This is a genomic window from Paenibacillus naphthalenovorans, assembly GCF_001465255.1.
In the GTDB taxonomy this organism is placed as follows: Bacteria; Bacillota; Bacilli; order Paenibacillales; family NBRC-103111; genus Paenibacillus_G; species Paenibacillus_G naphthalenovorans.
This window is the reverse complement of the sequence record NZ_CP013652.1, coordinates 2282202-2297574: the sequence shown is the minus strand read 5'-3', so window position 1 is coordinate 2297574 and position 15373 is coordinate 2282202. Positions and strand designations below refer to the sequence as shown.

The 15373-nt window shown below is 50.7% G+C and carries 19 protein-coding genes; all 19 read left to right on the top strand.

Annotated features, from left to right (window positions below):
- Window positions 1-3: 3 nt before the first annotated feature.
- Window positions 4-669 carry a riboflavin synthase gene (ribE, locus tag IJ22_RS11470; RefSeq protein WP_054819897.1) on the top strand — a complete coding sequence of 222 codons (666 nt, stop codon included), beginning with the start codon at window positions 4-6 and terminating at the stop codon, window positions 667-669.
- Between the two features lie 40 nt (window positions 670-709).
- Window positions 710-1930 (top strand): bifunctional 3,4-dihydroxy-2-butanone-4-phosphate synthase/GTP cyclohydrolase II, encoded by a 1221-nt coding sequence (locus IJ22_RS11465; RefSeq protein WP_062408903.1) that lies wholly within the window; start codon window positions 710-712, stop codon window positions 1928-1930.
- Window positions 1931-1959: 29 nt separating this feature from the next.
- Window positions 1960-2430, top strand: a complete 471-nt coding sequence (ribH, locus tag IJ22_RS11460) for a 6,7-dimethyl-8-ribityllumazine synthase (protein ID WP_062408902.1) — start codon at window positions 1960-1962, stop codon at window positions 2428-2430.
- Between the two features lie 37 nt (window positions 2431-2467).
- Window positions 2468-3253 carry a segregation and condensation protein A gene (locus IJ22_RS11455; RefSeq protein WP_062408901.1) on the top strand — a complete coding sequence of 262 codons (786 nt, stop codon included), beginning with the start codon at window positions 2468-2470 and terminating at the stop codon, window positions 3251-3253.
- The gene (gene scpB / locus IJ22_RS11450; RefSeq protein ID WP_054819898.1) at window positions 3222-3836 is read left to right on the top strand and encodes an SMC-Scp complex subunit ScpB; all 615 of its coding nucleotides are present in this window, start codon (window positions 3222-3224) and stop codon (window positions 3834-3836) included. The genes IJ22_RS11455 and scpB overlap by 32 nt, the downstream gene beginning before the upstream one ends.
- 129 nt (window positions 3837-3965) lie before the next feature.
- A complete protein-coding gene (locus IJ22_RS11445) occupies window positions 3966-4658 on the top strand; it encodes a DUF2953 domain-containing protein (protein ID WP_054819899.1) in 693 nt (230 codons plus the stop codon).
- 66 nt (window positions 4659-4724) lie between these two features.
- Complete coding sequence (gene ytfJ / locus IJ22_RS11440; protein WP_054819900.1) at window positions 4725-5192, top strand: GerW family sporulation protein; 468 nt, start codon at window positions 4725-4727, stop codon at window positions 5190-5192.
- A gap of 185 nt (window positions 5193-5377) precedes the next feature.
- The gene (locus IJ22_RS11435) at window positions 5378-5830 is read left to right on the top strand and encodes a DUF441 domain-containing protein (protein WP_054819901.1); all 453 of its coding nucleotides are present in this window, start codon (window positions 5378-5380) and stop codon (window positions 5828-5830) included.
- A 164-nt stretch (window positions 5831-5994) separates the two neighbouring features.
- On the top strand, window positions 5995-6927 hold the full coding sequence (locus IJ22_RS11430; protein ID WP_062408900.1) for a manganese-dependent inorganic pyrophosphatase: 933 nt from the start codon (window positions 5995-5997) through the stop codon (window positions 6925-6927).
- Window positions 6928-7038: 111 nt separating this feature from the next.
- Window positions 7039-7335, top strand: a complete 297-nt coding sequence (locus IJ22_RS11425) for a DUF6509 family protein (protein WP_062408899.1) — start codon at window positions 7039-7041, stop codon at window positions 7333-7335.
- A 206-nt stretch (window positions 7336-7541) separates the two neighbouring features.
- Entirely contained in the window at window positions 7542-8714 is a 1173-nt protein-coding gene (locus IJ22_RS11420) for a D-alanyl-D-alanine carboxypeptidase family protein (protein WP_062408898.1), read from the top strand.
- A gap of 22 nt (window positions 8715-8736) precedes the next feature.
- Entirely contained in the window at window positions 8737-9336 is a 600-nt protein-coding gene (locus IJ22_RS11415; RefSeq protein ID WP_054819902.1) for a nucleoside recognition domain-containing protein, read from the top strand.
- Window positions 9337-9342: 6 nt separating this feature from the next.
- The gene (locus tag IJ22_RS11410; RefSeq protein WP_062408897.1) at window positions 9343-9876 is read left to right on the top strand and encodes a spore maturation protein; all 534 of its coding nucleotides are present in this window, start codon (window positions 9343-9345) and stop codon (window positions 9874-9876) included.
- A 75-nt stretch (window positions 9877-9951) separates the two neighbouring features.
- Window positions 9952-10293 carry an N-acetylmuramoyl-L-alanine amidase gene (locus tag IJ22_RS11405; RefSeq protein ID WP_062408896.1) on the top strand — a complete coding sequence of 114 codons (342 nt, stop codon included), beginning with the start codon at window positions 9952-9954 and terminating at the stop codon, window positions 10291-10293.
- Between the two features lie 19 nt (window positions 10294-10312).
- Window positions 10313-11074, top strand: a complete 762-nt coding sequence (locus tag IJ22_RS11400) for a pseudouridine synthase (RefSeq protein WP_062408895.1) — start codon at window positions 10313-10315, stop codon at window positions 11072-11074.
- Between the two features lie 67 nt (window positions 11075-11141).
- The gene (locus IJ22_RS11395; protein WP_062408894.1) at window positions 11142-11660 is read left to right on the top strand and encodes a redoxin domain-containing protein; all 519 of its coding nucleotides are present in this window, start codon (window positions 11142-11144) and stop codon (window positions 11658-11660) included.
- A gap of 34 nt (window positions 11661-11694) precedes the next feature.
- Window positions 11695-13371, top strand: coding sequence for a cytochrome c biogenesis protein ResB (gene resB / locus IJ22_RS11390; protein ID WP_062408893.1), 1677 nt, complete (start codon window positions 11695-11697; stop codon window positions 13369-13371).
- Window positions 13368-14615, top strand: coding sequence for a cytochrome c biogenesis protein CcsA (gene ccsA / locus IJ22_RS11385; RefSeq protein ID WP_062408892.1), 1248 nt, complete (start codon window positions 13368-13370; stop codon window positions 14613-14615). Before resB ends, ccsA begins: the two co-directional genes overlap by 4 nt.
- Before the next feature lie 41 nt (window positions 14616-14656).
- Window positions 14657-15373, top strand: a complete 717-nt coding sequence (locus tag IJ22_RS11380) for a response regulator transcription factor (protein ID WP_054819904.1) — start codon at window positions 14657-14659, stop codon at window positions 15371-15373.

The following is a 15373-nucleotide window of genomic DNA, read 5'->3' as shown; positions in this document are numbered from 1 at the left end:
CGGATGTTTACAGGCATCATAGAAGAAATCGGTACGCTGCGTCACATGGCCAAGCAGGGGCAGGCCATGGTACTGACAATCGGGGCCAAACGGATTCTCGACGACGTTAAGCTCGGAGACAGCATTTCGGTGAACGGGGTATGTCTTACCGTCGTTTCGTTCGACGAGTCTGCCTTTACCGTGGATGTGATGCCCGAAACGTACCGTCGGACCAACCTGTCCCGGCTGTCAACCGGCGCTCCGGTCAACCTGGAACGCGCGATGCCGGCCAACGGACGCTTTGGCGGGCATATCGTCCAAGGACATGTAGATACAACCGGAGTCATTACAGGTAGAACCCCGGAAGAGAACGCGGTCGTTTTTCGTGTAGAGCCGCGTGACACGGGTATTCTAAAATATATTATTCCTCACGGCTCCATCACGATCGACGGCATCAGCCTCACGGTTGTCGAAGCGACGGAGAACTCGTTTACCGTATCGATCATACCGCACACGCTTAGCGAGACGGTCCTTCAGTACAAGAAACAAGGGGACGAGGTCAATCTGGAAGGCGATGTGCTGGGCAAGTACATGGAGAGGCTCATGACTTACCGCGGCGGAAGCGGCTCGGCGATTTCACCGAAGGCAAAGCTGACCGAAGCTTTTCTTGCGGAGAATGGCTTTATCTAAGGCAAAGATCATCGGGGATAGAAAAAAAGGAGTGAGAGCAATGGAAGAGCCAATCCGTTTTCATTCGATCGAAGAAGCGATTTACGATCTGATACTCGGCAAAGTCATTATCGTTGTGGATGACGAAGACCGCGAGAATGAAGGCGACTTCGTCGCTTTGGCCGAAAAGGCGACGCCCGAGGTCATCAACTTCATGATCAAAGAAGGCCGCGGTCTGGTATGCGTACCGATTACCGGGGAACGGGCCAGGGAGCTTGACCTGCCGCCGATGGTTTCGCGGAATACGGACTACCACGGCACCGCGTTTACGGTGTCTGTAGACCACATCGAAACGACGACAGGGATTTCGGCCTCGGAGCGTTCGCGGACAGTCATGGCGCTGATCGACAAGCGTACCAAGCCGCAAAGCTTCCGCCGGCCGGGGCATATTTTCCCGCTGATCGCCAAGAAAGGCGGAGTGCTGCGCCGTGCCGGCCATACCGAAGCGGCGGTAGATCTGGCCAACTTATGCGGAGCCTACCCGGCCGGGGTCATTTGTGAGGTGATCAAGGAAGACGGAGAGATGGCGAGGGTGCCTGATCTGATGGAAATCAGCCGGAAGCACGGCATCAAAATCATCACGATTCAAGATTTGATCAAATACCGTAATCATAAGGAAAAGCTTGTTCAGCGTGAAGTCGAAGTCAGGATGCCAACCGATTTCGGCGTCTTCCAAGCGATCGCTTATACGAATGTCGTGGATCAAAAGGAGCATGTGGCCTTGGTCAAGGGCAAGATTGACAGCGACCGCCCTACCTTGGTGCGTGTTCATTCCGAATGCCTGACCGGCGATGTATTTCATTCCCACCGCTGCGATTGCGGACCGCAGCTTGCCGCAGCCTTGAAGCAAATCGACGAGGCGGGCGCCGGGGTGCTCCTCTATATGCGTCAGGAGGGACGGGGCATCGGGCTGATCAACAAGCTGAAGGCTTACAAGCTGCAGGAGCAGGGATTCGATACAGTAGACGCGAACCTGAAGCTGGGTTTTGCGCCCGATTTGCGGGATTACGGCATCGGGGCGCAAATTTTGAAGGATCTTGGCGTGAGAAAAATCCGGCTGCTGACGAACAACCCCCGCAAAATTCGCGGGCTGGAAGGCTACGGTCTCGAAGTCATCGAACGGATACCTATCCAAATGGAAGAAAACGAAGACAACACGGTTTATTTGCACACGAAACAGGCCAAGCTTGGCCATCTGCTCGATTTTGGCGTGAAAAAATAATTTTGAACATGAAGGGATGTTAGAGCGTTATGGCGAAAATATACGAAGGACATTTGGTATCACAGGGATTAAAGTACGGTATTGTGGTTGGACGTTTCAATGAATTTATTACCAACAAGCTGCTGGGCGGCGCTCTGGACGCATTGAAGCGCCATGGCGTACAAGAAGATGAAATCGAAATCGCCTGGGTTCCGGGAGCTTTTGAAATTCCTTTGATCGCACAAAAAATGGCTGAAAGCGGCCGGTACGACGCCGTGATCACGTTAGGTGCCGTCATCCGCGGTTCAACTCCTCATTTTGATTATGTGTGCAACGAGGCGGCTAAAGGCGTCGCAGCGATCGCGCTCAAAACCGGCGTACCTACCATCTTCGGCGTTCTGACGACCGACTCGATTGAGCAGGCCGTGGAGCGTGCGGGAACCAAAGCCGGCAACAAAGGCTGGGAAGCGGCCGCTAGCGCGATAGAAATGGCCAACTTGGCCAAGCAATTCTCAAAATAAACGTTGAAGGCATGACTTAAGGGGGAACGAACGGAAAGTGAAAGTCACGGTAAAACTTGAAACCTTTGAGGGCCCCCTTGATTTGCTGCTCCATTTGATTGATAAGGCGGAAGTCGACATTTACGACATTCCAATCAAAGACATTACGGATCAATACATGGAATATTTGGACGCCATGCAGGAGCTTGAGCTTGAAGTGACGAGCGAGTTTCTCGTCATGGCGGCCACCTTGTTGTCGATTAAAAGCAAAATGCTGCTGCCCAAGCCGCCTGTTGTGGACCTGGAATTTGACGACTATATGATGGATGAGGATTACGATCCAAGGGCGGAACTTGTTGCAAAGCTGATTGAATACCGCAAATATAAAGCGATAGCCGATCATTTACGGGATAAAGAAGTGGAACGCAGTCTGATTTTTACGCGGGAGCCCGAGGACTTAACTCCATACGTCTCTACAGTCATTGAAAATCCGGTGAAGGGACTTCATGTTGCCGATCTGGTTCATGCGTTTCGCAAAGCGCTGCGCCGCATGCACAGCCGGCAAGCCATCGCCAAAATCCGTAAAGACGAAATTTCCGTCAAGGACCGGATGCTTGAGGTGCTCGAAGCGCTGGAGAGCCAGGGAGGCAAAGTGCTTTTCTCCAGACTTTTGCAAGAGGATACGACAAGGGAAGCGGTAGTGGTGACGTTTTTGGCAATGCTGGAGCTGATGAAGATCAAACGGATTATTTGCTTTCAGCACCGGCTTTTTGACGACATTGTGATACAGGCAAGAGAGGATGGAACGGCGAATGGACTTTGGACAGATGAAATCAGTTATTGAAGGCTTGCTGTTTGTGGCGGGAGATGAAGGGCTTGATGCCAAGCAGTTGTCTGAGGTGCTGGAGCAGGACGCCAATTTTATCCGCGAGATGATATTGGATTTGCAGTCGGACATGAAGAGGCAGGGCAGAGGCCTTCAGATCGTCGAGCTTGCCGGGACCTACCAGCTGGCGACGCTGCCCGAACACGCACCTTATTTTGAACGTCTGGCTTATTCGCCATCCCGATCATCTTTATCGCAAGCCGCACTGGAAACGCTCGCCATAGTTGCCTACAGACAGCCGATTACCCGTATTGATATTGAGGAAATTCGCGGGGTGAAATCGGACCGTGCGCTGCAAACGCTGGTTGCCAAGGATCTGATCCAGGAAGTAGACCGCGCTGACGCACCCGGACGGCCGATATTATATGGAACCACCAAATCGTTTCTGGATTATTTTGGATTGGCCTCGCTTGCCGATTTGCCGGAAACAACGATGTTCGAGAACGAGGATAATCTGGAAGAAGAAACGCGGCTTCTGTTTGAGAAGCTGGATGGAAAGCAAATGACGATCGACGAGATTGATCCGGCGGATCAAATCTGACATGTATGTTTCGCCTAAGCAGGGCTATACTAACTCCTGAGGAAAAAGAAGCGGCAAGCTTCTTGTCATTCAGGGGTTTTCTTAATGTTTTCGGGACGATGGCTTACCTGCAGGAAGGGGTTGCTTGATATGTTTTGGGCTTGGGCCGCCGGGATGATCGGCGCGCTGATCGTTCTCTTGGCACTAAGCCAGGTTCGGATCCGGATAACGTTTACCCATCAAGATAAAAATGATGAAATTTTATTGAATCTCCGCGCTCTCTTCGGCCTTGTGCAGGTGAATTACTATGTTCCGACGATTCGCTTCAAAAACTGGGCGGAGGGATTTGAACTGCACACGGCTCAAGTGAATGTGACGGCCGACAGGCTTATGAAGGACCAGAAGAAGCAGATTAATCTGGAGAAAATGAAGGAAGCCTATGAAAAAGTACAGGTCCTGCTTCAGCATTGCTTTCATTTTCAAGAATGGTTATCCGGAACGATGCGCCGAATCCATTGTACGCAGTTCAATTGGAGGACCTCTGTCGGCATCGGGGATGCCCCCGAGACGGCATTACTGGTGGGGAGCATCTGGGGGATCAAATCCATGATCCTCAGATTTCTGTTCCGTTTTATCCAATTGGATACCCAGCCCCAACTTCAGGTTATGCCGGCTTTCAACCAAAAGCTGTTTGTGATCGAAGGAGCGTGCATCCTGCAAATTCGACTGGTATATCTGGTTAGTGCCGGCTTACGGCTTCTGTTGCGCATCCTTAAAGTCAAAGGTGGCCTTAAGGTATGGCGGAACGTTCTGCTTCCTGCCGGAAGCTCGGGATCTACATAATCATACCTCTTAAAGGACACGATATAAGTGTTTAGGTCAAGTCATCTTTCAAGGAGGTATATTTTCATGAGCGAACATCCGATTCAAGGTTTAATGAAAACATCAATGGAAAATATTAAGGCTATGGTCGATGTGAATACGATTGTCGGCGACCCTGTGGAGACCCCTGACGGCAGCGTAATTATGCCTATATCCCGAGTGGCATTTGGCTTTGCTGCAGGCGGCAGTGATTACAATGTTGAAGATGGCAGCAGTGTTAGCCGCAACGATGCGCATAACGCATCCGTCGCATTGCCCTTCGGCGGCGGCAGCGGCGGCGGGGTATCCATTACGCCAATCGCTTTCTTGGTCGTAGGCAAGAACGGCGTGAAAATTTTGCCGCTGGATAACCAGACGCATCTGGTGGAACGGCTGATCGACTCGGCTCCGCACGTGGTCGACCGGCTTCAATCGATGATCAAGGCGAATTCCAAAAAGGATGCAGGAGAAACATCTACGGTAACCTCTGTCGAGAATGAGAATTACATCGTGTAACATTCTTCAGATGAATATTACTTCATCCCTTTCTTGGAACACGATGGCTTTAACCCATAAGAAGCTGCTCCCGCGACCGGGGCAGCTTTACTGTTTTCTTGATTCGGTTGCTCTTTGCCGAGGATTTCTTTATATTTACTTAGGAGTCATTTTCATGCGATTTATAGAAGAAGGGAGATGCCAAAATGCATCAACTCGATATGCCTTCGTTAATTCTGCTGCTTTTTGCAGCACTCGGCATTCTATCCAGCAATACCTCCATTACCGTCGCCATGGTTGTCCTGCTTCTCTTGAGAGCGCTCAACCTTCATCAGGCATTTCCGTTTCTGGAAAAGCACGGACTTACTTTGGGGATTATTATCTTGACGATCGGCATCATGACGCCGGTCGCCAGCGGGAAACTGACGCTTCAAGCGCTAGCGCAGAATTTTCTGCATTGGAAGTCGCTGCTTGCCGTTGCCGTCGGGATCCTCGTCGCTTATCTGGGCGGTCGTGGGGCTTCCCTGATGCTGAATCAGCCTGCGATCACAACAGGATTATTAACTGGTACCATTCTGGGTGTAGCGCTATTCAAGGGGGTTCCTGTGGGCCCGCTGATTGCCGCCGGCATTTTATCCCTTATGATCGGGAGAATGTAATCCGGCTGCAGTTCGTGCATACATATTCCATGGCTATTGAAAGGTTTAAGTATTCCTACTAAAATAATAGGAGTTAGAAGGATATTATGATATAATCTTGATTGTGAATATCGTTCTAAGGTATACTTTTCTCGCTAATAAAAAAAGAATAAGGGAGTAAGATCATGGAAAAAGTACTTATCTTCGGGCATAAAAATCCGGATACGGATTCCATTTGTTCTGCCATTGCGTATGCTGATTTGAAAACCAAATTGGGTCAAAATGTGGAACCCGTCCGTTTGGGCGAGATCAATGGGGAAACGCAGCATGCATTGAAACAATTCAATGTTGAGGCGCCTCGTCTGGTTGAGACCGTAGCCAATGAAGTAAAAAGCGTCATTTTGGTCGATCACAATGAACGCCAGCAAAGTGCGACGGACATCGATCAGGTTCGCGTGGCAGAGGTGATCGACCACCACCGTATCGCGAATTTTGAAACCAGCGGTCCTTTGTATTACCGTGCCGAACCGGTCGGCTGCACAGCGACGATTCTCAAAAAATTGTATAAAGAAAACGGGATCTCCATTGATAAACCTATTGCAGGCTTGATGTTATCCGCTATTATTTCCGATTCGCTTCTATTCAAATCGCCGACTTGCACGGAGGAAGATGTGGCTGCGGCACGTGAGCTGGCCGAAATCGCCGGCGTGAATGCCGAGAGCTACGGTTTGGAAATGCTCAAAGCCGGTGCTGATTTGAGCGACAAAACGATCAGCCAACTGATCTCCCTGGATTCTAAGGAATTCCAAATGGGAGGCTCCAAGGTTGAAATCGCTCAAGTTAACGCTGTTGATACGAACGATGTTCTTTCTCGCCAAGCGGAGCTGGAAGCGGCTCTTTCGCAAATCATTTCGGAAAAAGGCTTGGATTTGTTCCTTTTCGTTGTAACGGATATTTTAAATAACGATTCCATTGCTTTGGCCCTCGGCAATAAGGCGAATGCCGTAGAGCAAGCGTACAATGTAAAGCTGGTTGATAATAAAGCCGTTCTTAAAGGCGTAGTATCACGTAAATCGCAAATCGTACCTGTGCTGACCGACATTTTTAACAAAAACTGAATCATCCGCGTTGGATAGATTCCAAGTAAGAAAGGCTGCCGGCCGTTGGGTCCGGCAGCCTTTGTCCGATGATAAAGCGGCAATCGCCAATGTTGAGAAGGGAATGACAGCATGTTGACCATTACCGGCCATAAAGTCGAATGGATCAAAGACCCCTTCGGCATCTTGTCCGGAGAGCGGTATGAGTTTTTGCTTGATGTCGAGGTTTCTGAGGATGATGAGCTATACTCAGAGAACGGTTTATATATTAGGGTCATTTATCGTGTGGACGAAAATAAAACCAATCTCGTGAAATACGAAATTTTCGAAAAAACGGCAGAACGGTATCTGGAGTTCGATCTGGAAGAAGATGAAGAACAAACGGTAGACGCTTATTGTAAAGAGCACCTGCCCAAGGCCGTGAAATAAATCTATAAAAAAGATGAGTATATCCGTTCCGGATGTATTCATCTTTTTTTAATGAAAGTATCTGATTCGCCCGGTCGGCCTGATTCGGTCAAGCCATACATAACCTTGTCCTGAATGCATATATATGTACAAGATGAGAAGGAATGGGCCTGCCCTTAGGTGGCGGCGGCTTCGTTTCCAAAGGATGGCTTGCGGGAGGATTTAGGATGAGAAAAGGATGTCTGCTGCTACTTGCTTTACTACTCGTTTGTACGGGAGGCTTGCTGCCTGCAGAGGTCCAGGCGGCGCCCGGCGTATCCACCAGCGCAGAAAGCGCGGCGCTGATCGATGTCACCTCAGGGCGGCTTCTGTTCAGCGTCCAAGGGGATAAGCCGATGAGAATCGCCAGTCTGACCAAGATCATGACTGCAATAGTGGCGATTGAACACGGGAAACTGAGCGATATGGCGAAGGTCGGAAAGAATGCGTTCGGAACCGAAGGATCTTCTATTTATTTAAGGCTGGATGAAGAAATGAGCTTGAAGGACCTTTTGTATGGACTGATGCTTCGATCCGGCAATGACGCAGCGATGACGATCGCCGAGCATGTCGGCGGCAGCGTAGAGGGCTTCGCCTTTTTAATGAATGAGAAGGCGCGGATGATCGGGATGACGAATTCCAGCTTCAAAAATCCTTCCGGGCTCGATGCGGAAGGGCATTATTCCACGGCGAACGATATGGCCAGGCTGACGGCCTACGCGCTCAAAAATCCGGTCTTCCAGGAAATCGTCAAAACGAAAGTGAAAAAAGTGCCTAATCCGAATGAATCCTGGGACTATTCCTGGGTCAATAAAAATAAGATGCTATCGCTGTATGAAGGCGCTGACGGGGTCAAAACCGGATATACCAAGCTTGCCAAACGATGTCTTGTCTCCTCAGCAACCAGAGGAGGGCAGCAGCTCGCTGCGGTGACGTTGAACGATCCGAACGATTGGATCGATCACGCCAGACTCCTGGATTACGGCTTCAAGCATTACCCCCTTGTCCCCTTCATCCGTTCAGGAGAACCCGTGTTAGGCACAGACCTCGCAGCCGGCGGATCGTTCAGCTACCCGGCGGAAGAAGCAGAACGGAGCCGGTTTACGCGGCAATTGGTGATGAATGACGCCGGATCAACGGCATACAGGCTTGGTGAAGCGGGGCATCTGCAGTTCCTGCTGGACGGCAAACCGATCGGTTCCGTTCCTTTGTACGCAAAGGACAGTCCCCGTCTTCATTTGAATGACCGTTCTTCCTTTTCCCTCACGGAAATGGAAATGTTGAATGAAGCGCGCGCCAGAGAATGGCTGTATATTCTTCAGGCATTATCCCGTGTGCTCTTTACCGGTCAAGTCAAGTAAACGGGAAGGAGAGCGAACGTTCATGGTCAATTACATCTGGTTGTTTTTTATGGTAGCCGGCTTTATTGTAGCGGCTTTTCAAGGAAGAATCGATCTGGTGACGGAAGCGGTTTTCGACGGTGCCAAGAGCGGCGTAACCGTATGCTTCGGATTGATCAGCATTATGGTGTTCTGGCTAGGCATGATGCGGATCGCCGAGGACGCCGGACTGCTGCAGAAAATGTCCAGGCTGCTGAGCCCCGTAGTCCGTTCTTTATTCCCGGGGGTCCCCCGGAATCATCCGGCGCTCGGATATATCATGTCGAATATGAGCGCCAACATCTTTGGTTTGGGCAATGCCGCCACACCGATGGGAATTAAGGCGATGCAGGAGCTGCAGAAGCTGAATCCGAACAAGGATATTGCGAGTCCGGCGATGTGCACGCTGCTTGCGCTGAATACCGCCAGTATTACGTTGATTCCTACGACGCTGATCGCCATCCGCATGAGCTACAATTCGGCCAATCCGGCGGAAATCGTCGGAACCACACTTTTGGCTACCTTCATCTCCACCGCGGCCGCCATTATGGTTGACCGCTGGTATCGGAGCAAGAGCTCGCCGCTCGGATCGGGGAAAGGATGATGGCACGTGTATGATTTGGTCAATTTAATTTCCTCATGGGCCATCCCCGTCATTATCGTCTTCATTCCGCTTTATGCGGCTTATCGTAAAGTGCCCGTCTACGAATCGTTCGTAGACGGAGCCAAGGACGGGTTTGATACGGCTATCCGCATTATCCCTCATCTGGTCGGGATGATGGTTGCCATCAGCGTGTTTCGCGCCTCCGGGGCTATGGATCTGTTTACCGGATGGCTGAAGCCGATCTGCGAAGCGATCGGTCTGCCTACCGAGGTCGTTCCCCTCGCTTTTCTGAGACCGATTACCGGCGCCGGTTCACTTGCCTTCACTACGGACCTGATCTCGCAGTTTGGCCCCGACTCCTTGGTAGGACGCATCGCATCGACCATTCAGGGCAGCACCGATACAACACTTTATGTGATTACCGTGTATTTCGGGGCGATCGGCATCCGCAAGGCCAGCTACGCCTTGAAGGTGGGTCTGATCTCCGACGCCGTCGGGTTTATCGCTTCCGTCGTTATCTGCTACCTCGTATTCGTTTGATGGCAAGTCCCGCATGGAACCCCTCCGCTATCCGCACATATACTGTAAGCAGTCAACCCGGAAGAGGTGAGCTGCGTGCAGTTTTACGGAATTATCGTTCATCATTCCGTCTGTCCCGCTATAAACGGAAAAGGGTATGATTTCTTTATTGCCAAAAGCGGCGCCATCATCCCTTCTTCCGAACAAACCGACCCTCTGTACATCCACATTTGCCTCGAAGGTGATTTCTCCGTGCTTCCTATAGAGTACAACACAGAAGAGAAGGAACAGTTGTTTTTGCTGAACAAATTGATTCAAAAGCTCTCCGATTCATACAAGTTTCACCCGGCCGACATATTTCCGCATACGAATTCGTGTCCGGGCCGCTTTTTTCCGTGGTCTCAACTTGTGATTTCGCCTGAGGATAGGTATCATTAGCTTGAGGTGAATCGACAAAATGGAACGTTTGCAAAAAGTATTGGCCGAAGCGGGTGTGGCCTCCCGTCGAAAATGCGAGGAGTTGATTACCGCCGGACGCGTGGAAGTCAATGATCAGGTAGTCACTACCCTGGGCGTCAAGGTTGATCCGTCCCAGGATTTTATTAAAGTGGACGGGCGTCCGATCCGGCGACAAGCGAAGGTATATGTGATCTTTAACAAGCCCAAGGGCGTCATTACCAGCGCCAAGGACCCGGAGGGCCGCAAAACGGTTACCGAATTTTTCAAAAACATGAAAGAGCGCATTTATCCGATCGGTCGGCTCGATTATGATACCGAGGGACTGCTTTTGCTGACCAACGATGGCGATTTTGCCCATCTGCTTACGCATCCGAAGCATCATGTGCCGCGCACCTATCTGGCAACGGTCAAAGGGATCCCGCATGGAACACAATTGGACAAGCTGAGAAACGGCATCGAGCTGGACGACGGCATGACCTCGCCGGCTGAGGTAGAATATCAGGACGTGGATATGGACAAGAAGGAAGCGGTCATCAAAATTACCATATATGAAGGACGCAACCGGCAGGTGCGGCGCATGTTCGATGCCATTCATCATCCGATCATTAAGCTGAAGCGGGTTCAGTTCGGCCCCCTTCAGCTTTCCGGCCTGCCCAGGGGCAAATTCCGTCATTTGACCCCTCAGGAAGTGGAAGAATTGAGGAATGAAGCGCTCTCGGCAGGCGGCGGCAAGACACATAAAATTCAAAAAGGCGAATAATCGTTTATGACATTTTTCGCTATAATGAAAAAAGGATTTACATCCAATGGTTTGAAGGTGAGTGATCATGGGAAAGCATAGACAATGGATCCAAATCACTATTTTTGCCGTGATCGTGGTAATCGGCGCGTTGACCCTCGCAAGCCAGCTGTACTCCGGCGACAAAAAGCCGACCCAAGGGGCTCCGGCTCCCAATTTCAAGCTGCTTGGACTTGATGGGAATACCTATGAGCTGTCCGATTTTAAGGGGAAGGCGGTTGTCGTTAATTTTTGGGGGACATTCTGCGAGCCGTGCCGCAACGAGATGCCTGCTTTGGAACGGCAGCATGCCAAATGGGGAGATCAGCTGGTCGTGCTCGGGCTGAATTTGGATGAACCGAAAGTAGCCGTAGAAAATTTCATTCAGCAATACAAGGTGACGTTCCCTATCCTGATGGACAAAAACGAAGAAATTCGTAAACGTTACGGGGTGTCGCAGTATCCGACGACCTTTTTTGTCGGACCTGACGGCATTGTCAAACACATCCGCATCGGTGAAATGGATGAACCCTTTATCGAACAAACGGTTTCAGCCATGCTGAAGTAACTTAGAGAAAATCAGATGTAACCAAGGAGGTCACATGATTCACAATACAAAATGCGAATGCGGGCATCAGAATCATGTCGGCACGGTTCTGTGCGAATCCTGCGGCAAGCCTCTGACGGATGATGGCGGCGACGAGCCGCTTGAGATGCGGTATGACGGGGTGGCAAGACGTTCCCAGCGGACCAATCCCGGTGTGCTTGACCGGGTGTGGAGTTTTTTTTCCTCGGTCAAAGTTGCCATCTGGCTGATTATCATCACATTGATCGGCGCCTCGCTCGGCACCATTTACCCGCAAGAGAACACGTTCTTGAATATCGATCCGTCGGTATATTACAAGGAGACGTACGGAACCATCGGCCACATTTATTATTTGCTGGGGCTGACGCACACCTTTGAATCATGGTGGTTTATCACGCTTTTGTTTATGATCGGCACCTCCCTTGTCGTGTGCAGTCTGGACAGGGTTCTGCCGCTGTATCGTGCACTCAGCAAGCAGCAGATCCGAAAGCACACCAGTTTCATCACGAGACAGAAGGTATCCTACGTCGGAGAGATTCCGGGAGCGGAGCTCGGAGAGAAGGCGTCGCTGGAATGGACGGAGAAGGCCGCCGGGCTGCTGCGCAAGCGGCGATACCGTGTATATACCGACGGTACGGCCTTGCTGGCCGAGAAAAACCGGTTCAGCCGCTGGGGGCCTTATATTAATCATATCGGTCTCATTATTTTTCTGGCGGCTGTACTGATGCGGAGTATTCCCGGATGGCATATGGACCAGCATCTGGCTTTTCCTGAAGGACAGCTGGTCAAAATACCGGATACGCCTTATTATCTGAAAAACGAAAAATTTACGCTGGAATTATACACAGAAGAAGAAATGTCAGAGGATTTCCGTGAAAAAGGTCAGATCGTACCCAAGGTTTACAAAACGGAGGCTGTATTGTACAAATGTACGGCGGATTGCGATGATCCGGTGAAGGAACCGGTTCTTACGGAGGTGCATCGTCATGACATCCAGGTCAATGAGCCTCTGATGTATGAAGGGCTCATGGCCTTTCAATTCGACTTCAAAATGTCACCGATGCTGCTATCCGTCAAGCCATCGCTAAAAAACAAGCAAACCGGCGAAAACTACGGCAGCTTCGACATCTCGATGAAGAAGCCTGCAGAAAGCTATAAGGCCGGCCCTTACGAGCTGAAATTAAAAGCTTATTTTCCGGATTTTGGAATGGACAACAAGGGGATGCCGCTGACGAAATCCAACGATCCGGTCAAGCCGGCATTCGTTTTTGAGATCAAGGGACCGGGATTGAAGCCGGAAGGCGAGCCTTATATGTACTTCCCTCGGCAGGTAGATAAGGTGAATTTCCGTCAGGATGAAATTAACGGCGCTTTAGCGGACAAGCTGGAGCTATCCGTAGGGTCTATGGACGATGTCCAAATATCGGAGTATATCAGTTTCTTGAATATTAGAGTGGATCGTGCCATGCCGTTCATATGGGTCGGAGCGGCGATCTCCATGATCGGTCTGGTGATGGGATTTTATTGGCACCACCGCCGGGTGTGGCTGCGCATTGATAACGGGCGGCTGGCGCTCGGGGCGCACACGAACAAAAATTGGTACGGGATTCGTAAAGAGGTGGCGCAGGTCCTGCAAAAATCGGGAATCGACATCGATCCCAAAATATTGGAAAGAAAGGAGGTCCAAACGTGAGCAGTACTTTCTTGCTCGTTGCTTTTATCATATATTGTATAGCCATGATCGGTTTTGTCATCGGCATCACGGGGCAAAAATCGGTGCGGGTGACGGATCCGGAAAACTATGGCCGGCGTTGGGGCAAGATTGGCATTGGCTTGACGATTTTCGGTTTCTTGTTCCATGTGACCTTCTTCTTCACCCGTTGGATAGAGGCGGGACATATCCCGACCAGCAATATGTTTGAATTTATGACGTTCCTCGGCATGATGATTGTTCTTGCGTTTATTGTGTTATATTTGATTTATCGGGCTCAAGCGCTCGGCGTCTTCGCCCTGCCTGTAGCCATCATTATGATTGGCTATGCGTCGGTATTTCCGCAGGAAATTCAGCCTTTGATTCCTGCACTTCAGAGCTACTGGCTCAAAATTCACGTGACCACCGCCGCTTTGGGCGAGGCCTTCTTTGCCGTTGGCTTCGCGGCCGGTATCATGTACCTGCTGCAAAGCGTCAACTTTGAAGGAACGAGCCGCAGCGAGCGGTGGGAGCAACGCGGCGTCGAATTCACCCTGTTCACCCTGATTATGATTGTGGCTTTCGTCGTATCCGTATTCAGCTTTAAAGCGGCGGGATACGAAGCGGTCTTTACGCATCAAGAGAAGATATTGGACCAGAATAAAGTGGAACAGGTGGTCACGAATCGGGTCGAATATGTGCTTCCGCCGATCGTCAAGCCTTACCAGAGCGAGCTGGTGGAAATGAAGCCGTTTCTGGGCATGACGCAGCCGCTGTTCGAGGCGCCTTCTTGGATGGAGGGAGCGAACGCCGGCAGGAAGCTGAATACGGTGATCTGGTCGATTTTGCTTGGGATCGTACTCTATTCTCTGCTCCGGCGGATTGCAAGAAAGCCGCTTGGCCGGGCTCTGCAGCCGTTGATGAAAGGGATTGACCCGGACGATGTCGATGAAATCAGTTACCGTTCGATTGCCATAGGCTATCCTATTTTTACGCTGGGCGCATTAATTTTTGCCATGATTTGGGCGGAAAAAGCCTGGGGGCGCTTCTGGGGCTGGGATCCCAAAGAAGTGTGGGCGCTCATCGTGTGGCTCTTTTATGCCGCGTACCTGCATTTTCGGCTGTCCCGCGGCTGGCAGGGCAAGAAATCGGCATGGCTTTCGGTTATCGGCTTTCTCGTCGTGATGTTTACGCTTATTGGCGTCAATCTGGTTATTGCCGGGCTGCACTCCTACTCTGGTACGTAGCGGCGCCATATCTTTTACATCTGAAGAAAAGAGGGATATCCATGACAGACACAAATACGCGTATTTTGGTTGTGGATGATGAAGAACGGATCCGCCGGCTCTTGCGGATGTATCTGGAGAAAGAGAATTACCATATCGATGAAGCGGAGGACGGGGAGACGGCGCTTCGGAAAGCTCTCGAAACGGACTACGACTTGATATTGCTCGACATCATGCTTCCGGGCATTGACGGTAATGAAGTGTGCGCACGGCTGCGTCAAGTTAAATCGACGCCCATCATCATGCTGACGGCGAAAGGGGAAGAAACCAATCGCGTACAAGGCTTCGAATCCGGGGCGGACGATTATGTCGTTAAGCCGTTCAGTCCGCGCGAGGTGATCTATCGCGTGAAGGCCATATTAAGGCGTTCCTCGGTTACCGCTTATTTGTCCAAGGAAGTCAATTCCAGCAACAATATCGTATTTCCTAACCTGGTGATCGAGCATGACGCGCATCGGGTGACGGCCGGCGGACAGGAGGTTGCCTTGACTCCGAAAGAATATGAGCTGCTTCATTATTTGGCCGTATCGCCGGATAAGGTATTCTCCAGGGAAGAGCTTCTGAAGGATGTTTGGAATTACGAGTTTTTCGGTGATCTGCGGACCGTTGATACGCATGTAAAACGTTTGCGCGAAAAGCTGAATAAAGTATCGCCGGAAGCGGCCTCCATGATTACAACCGTGTGGGGCGTGGGCTATAAGCTTGAGGTGCCGAAGTAA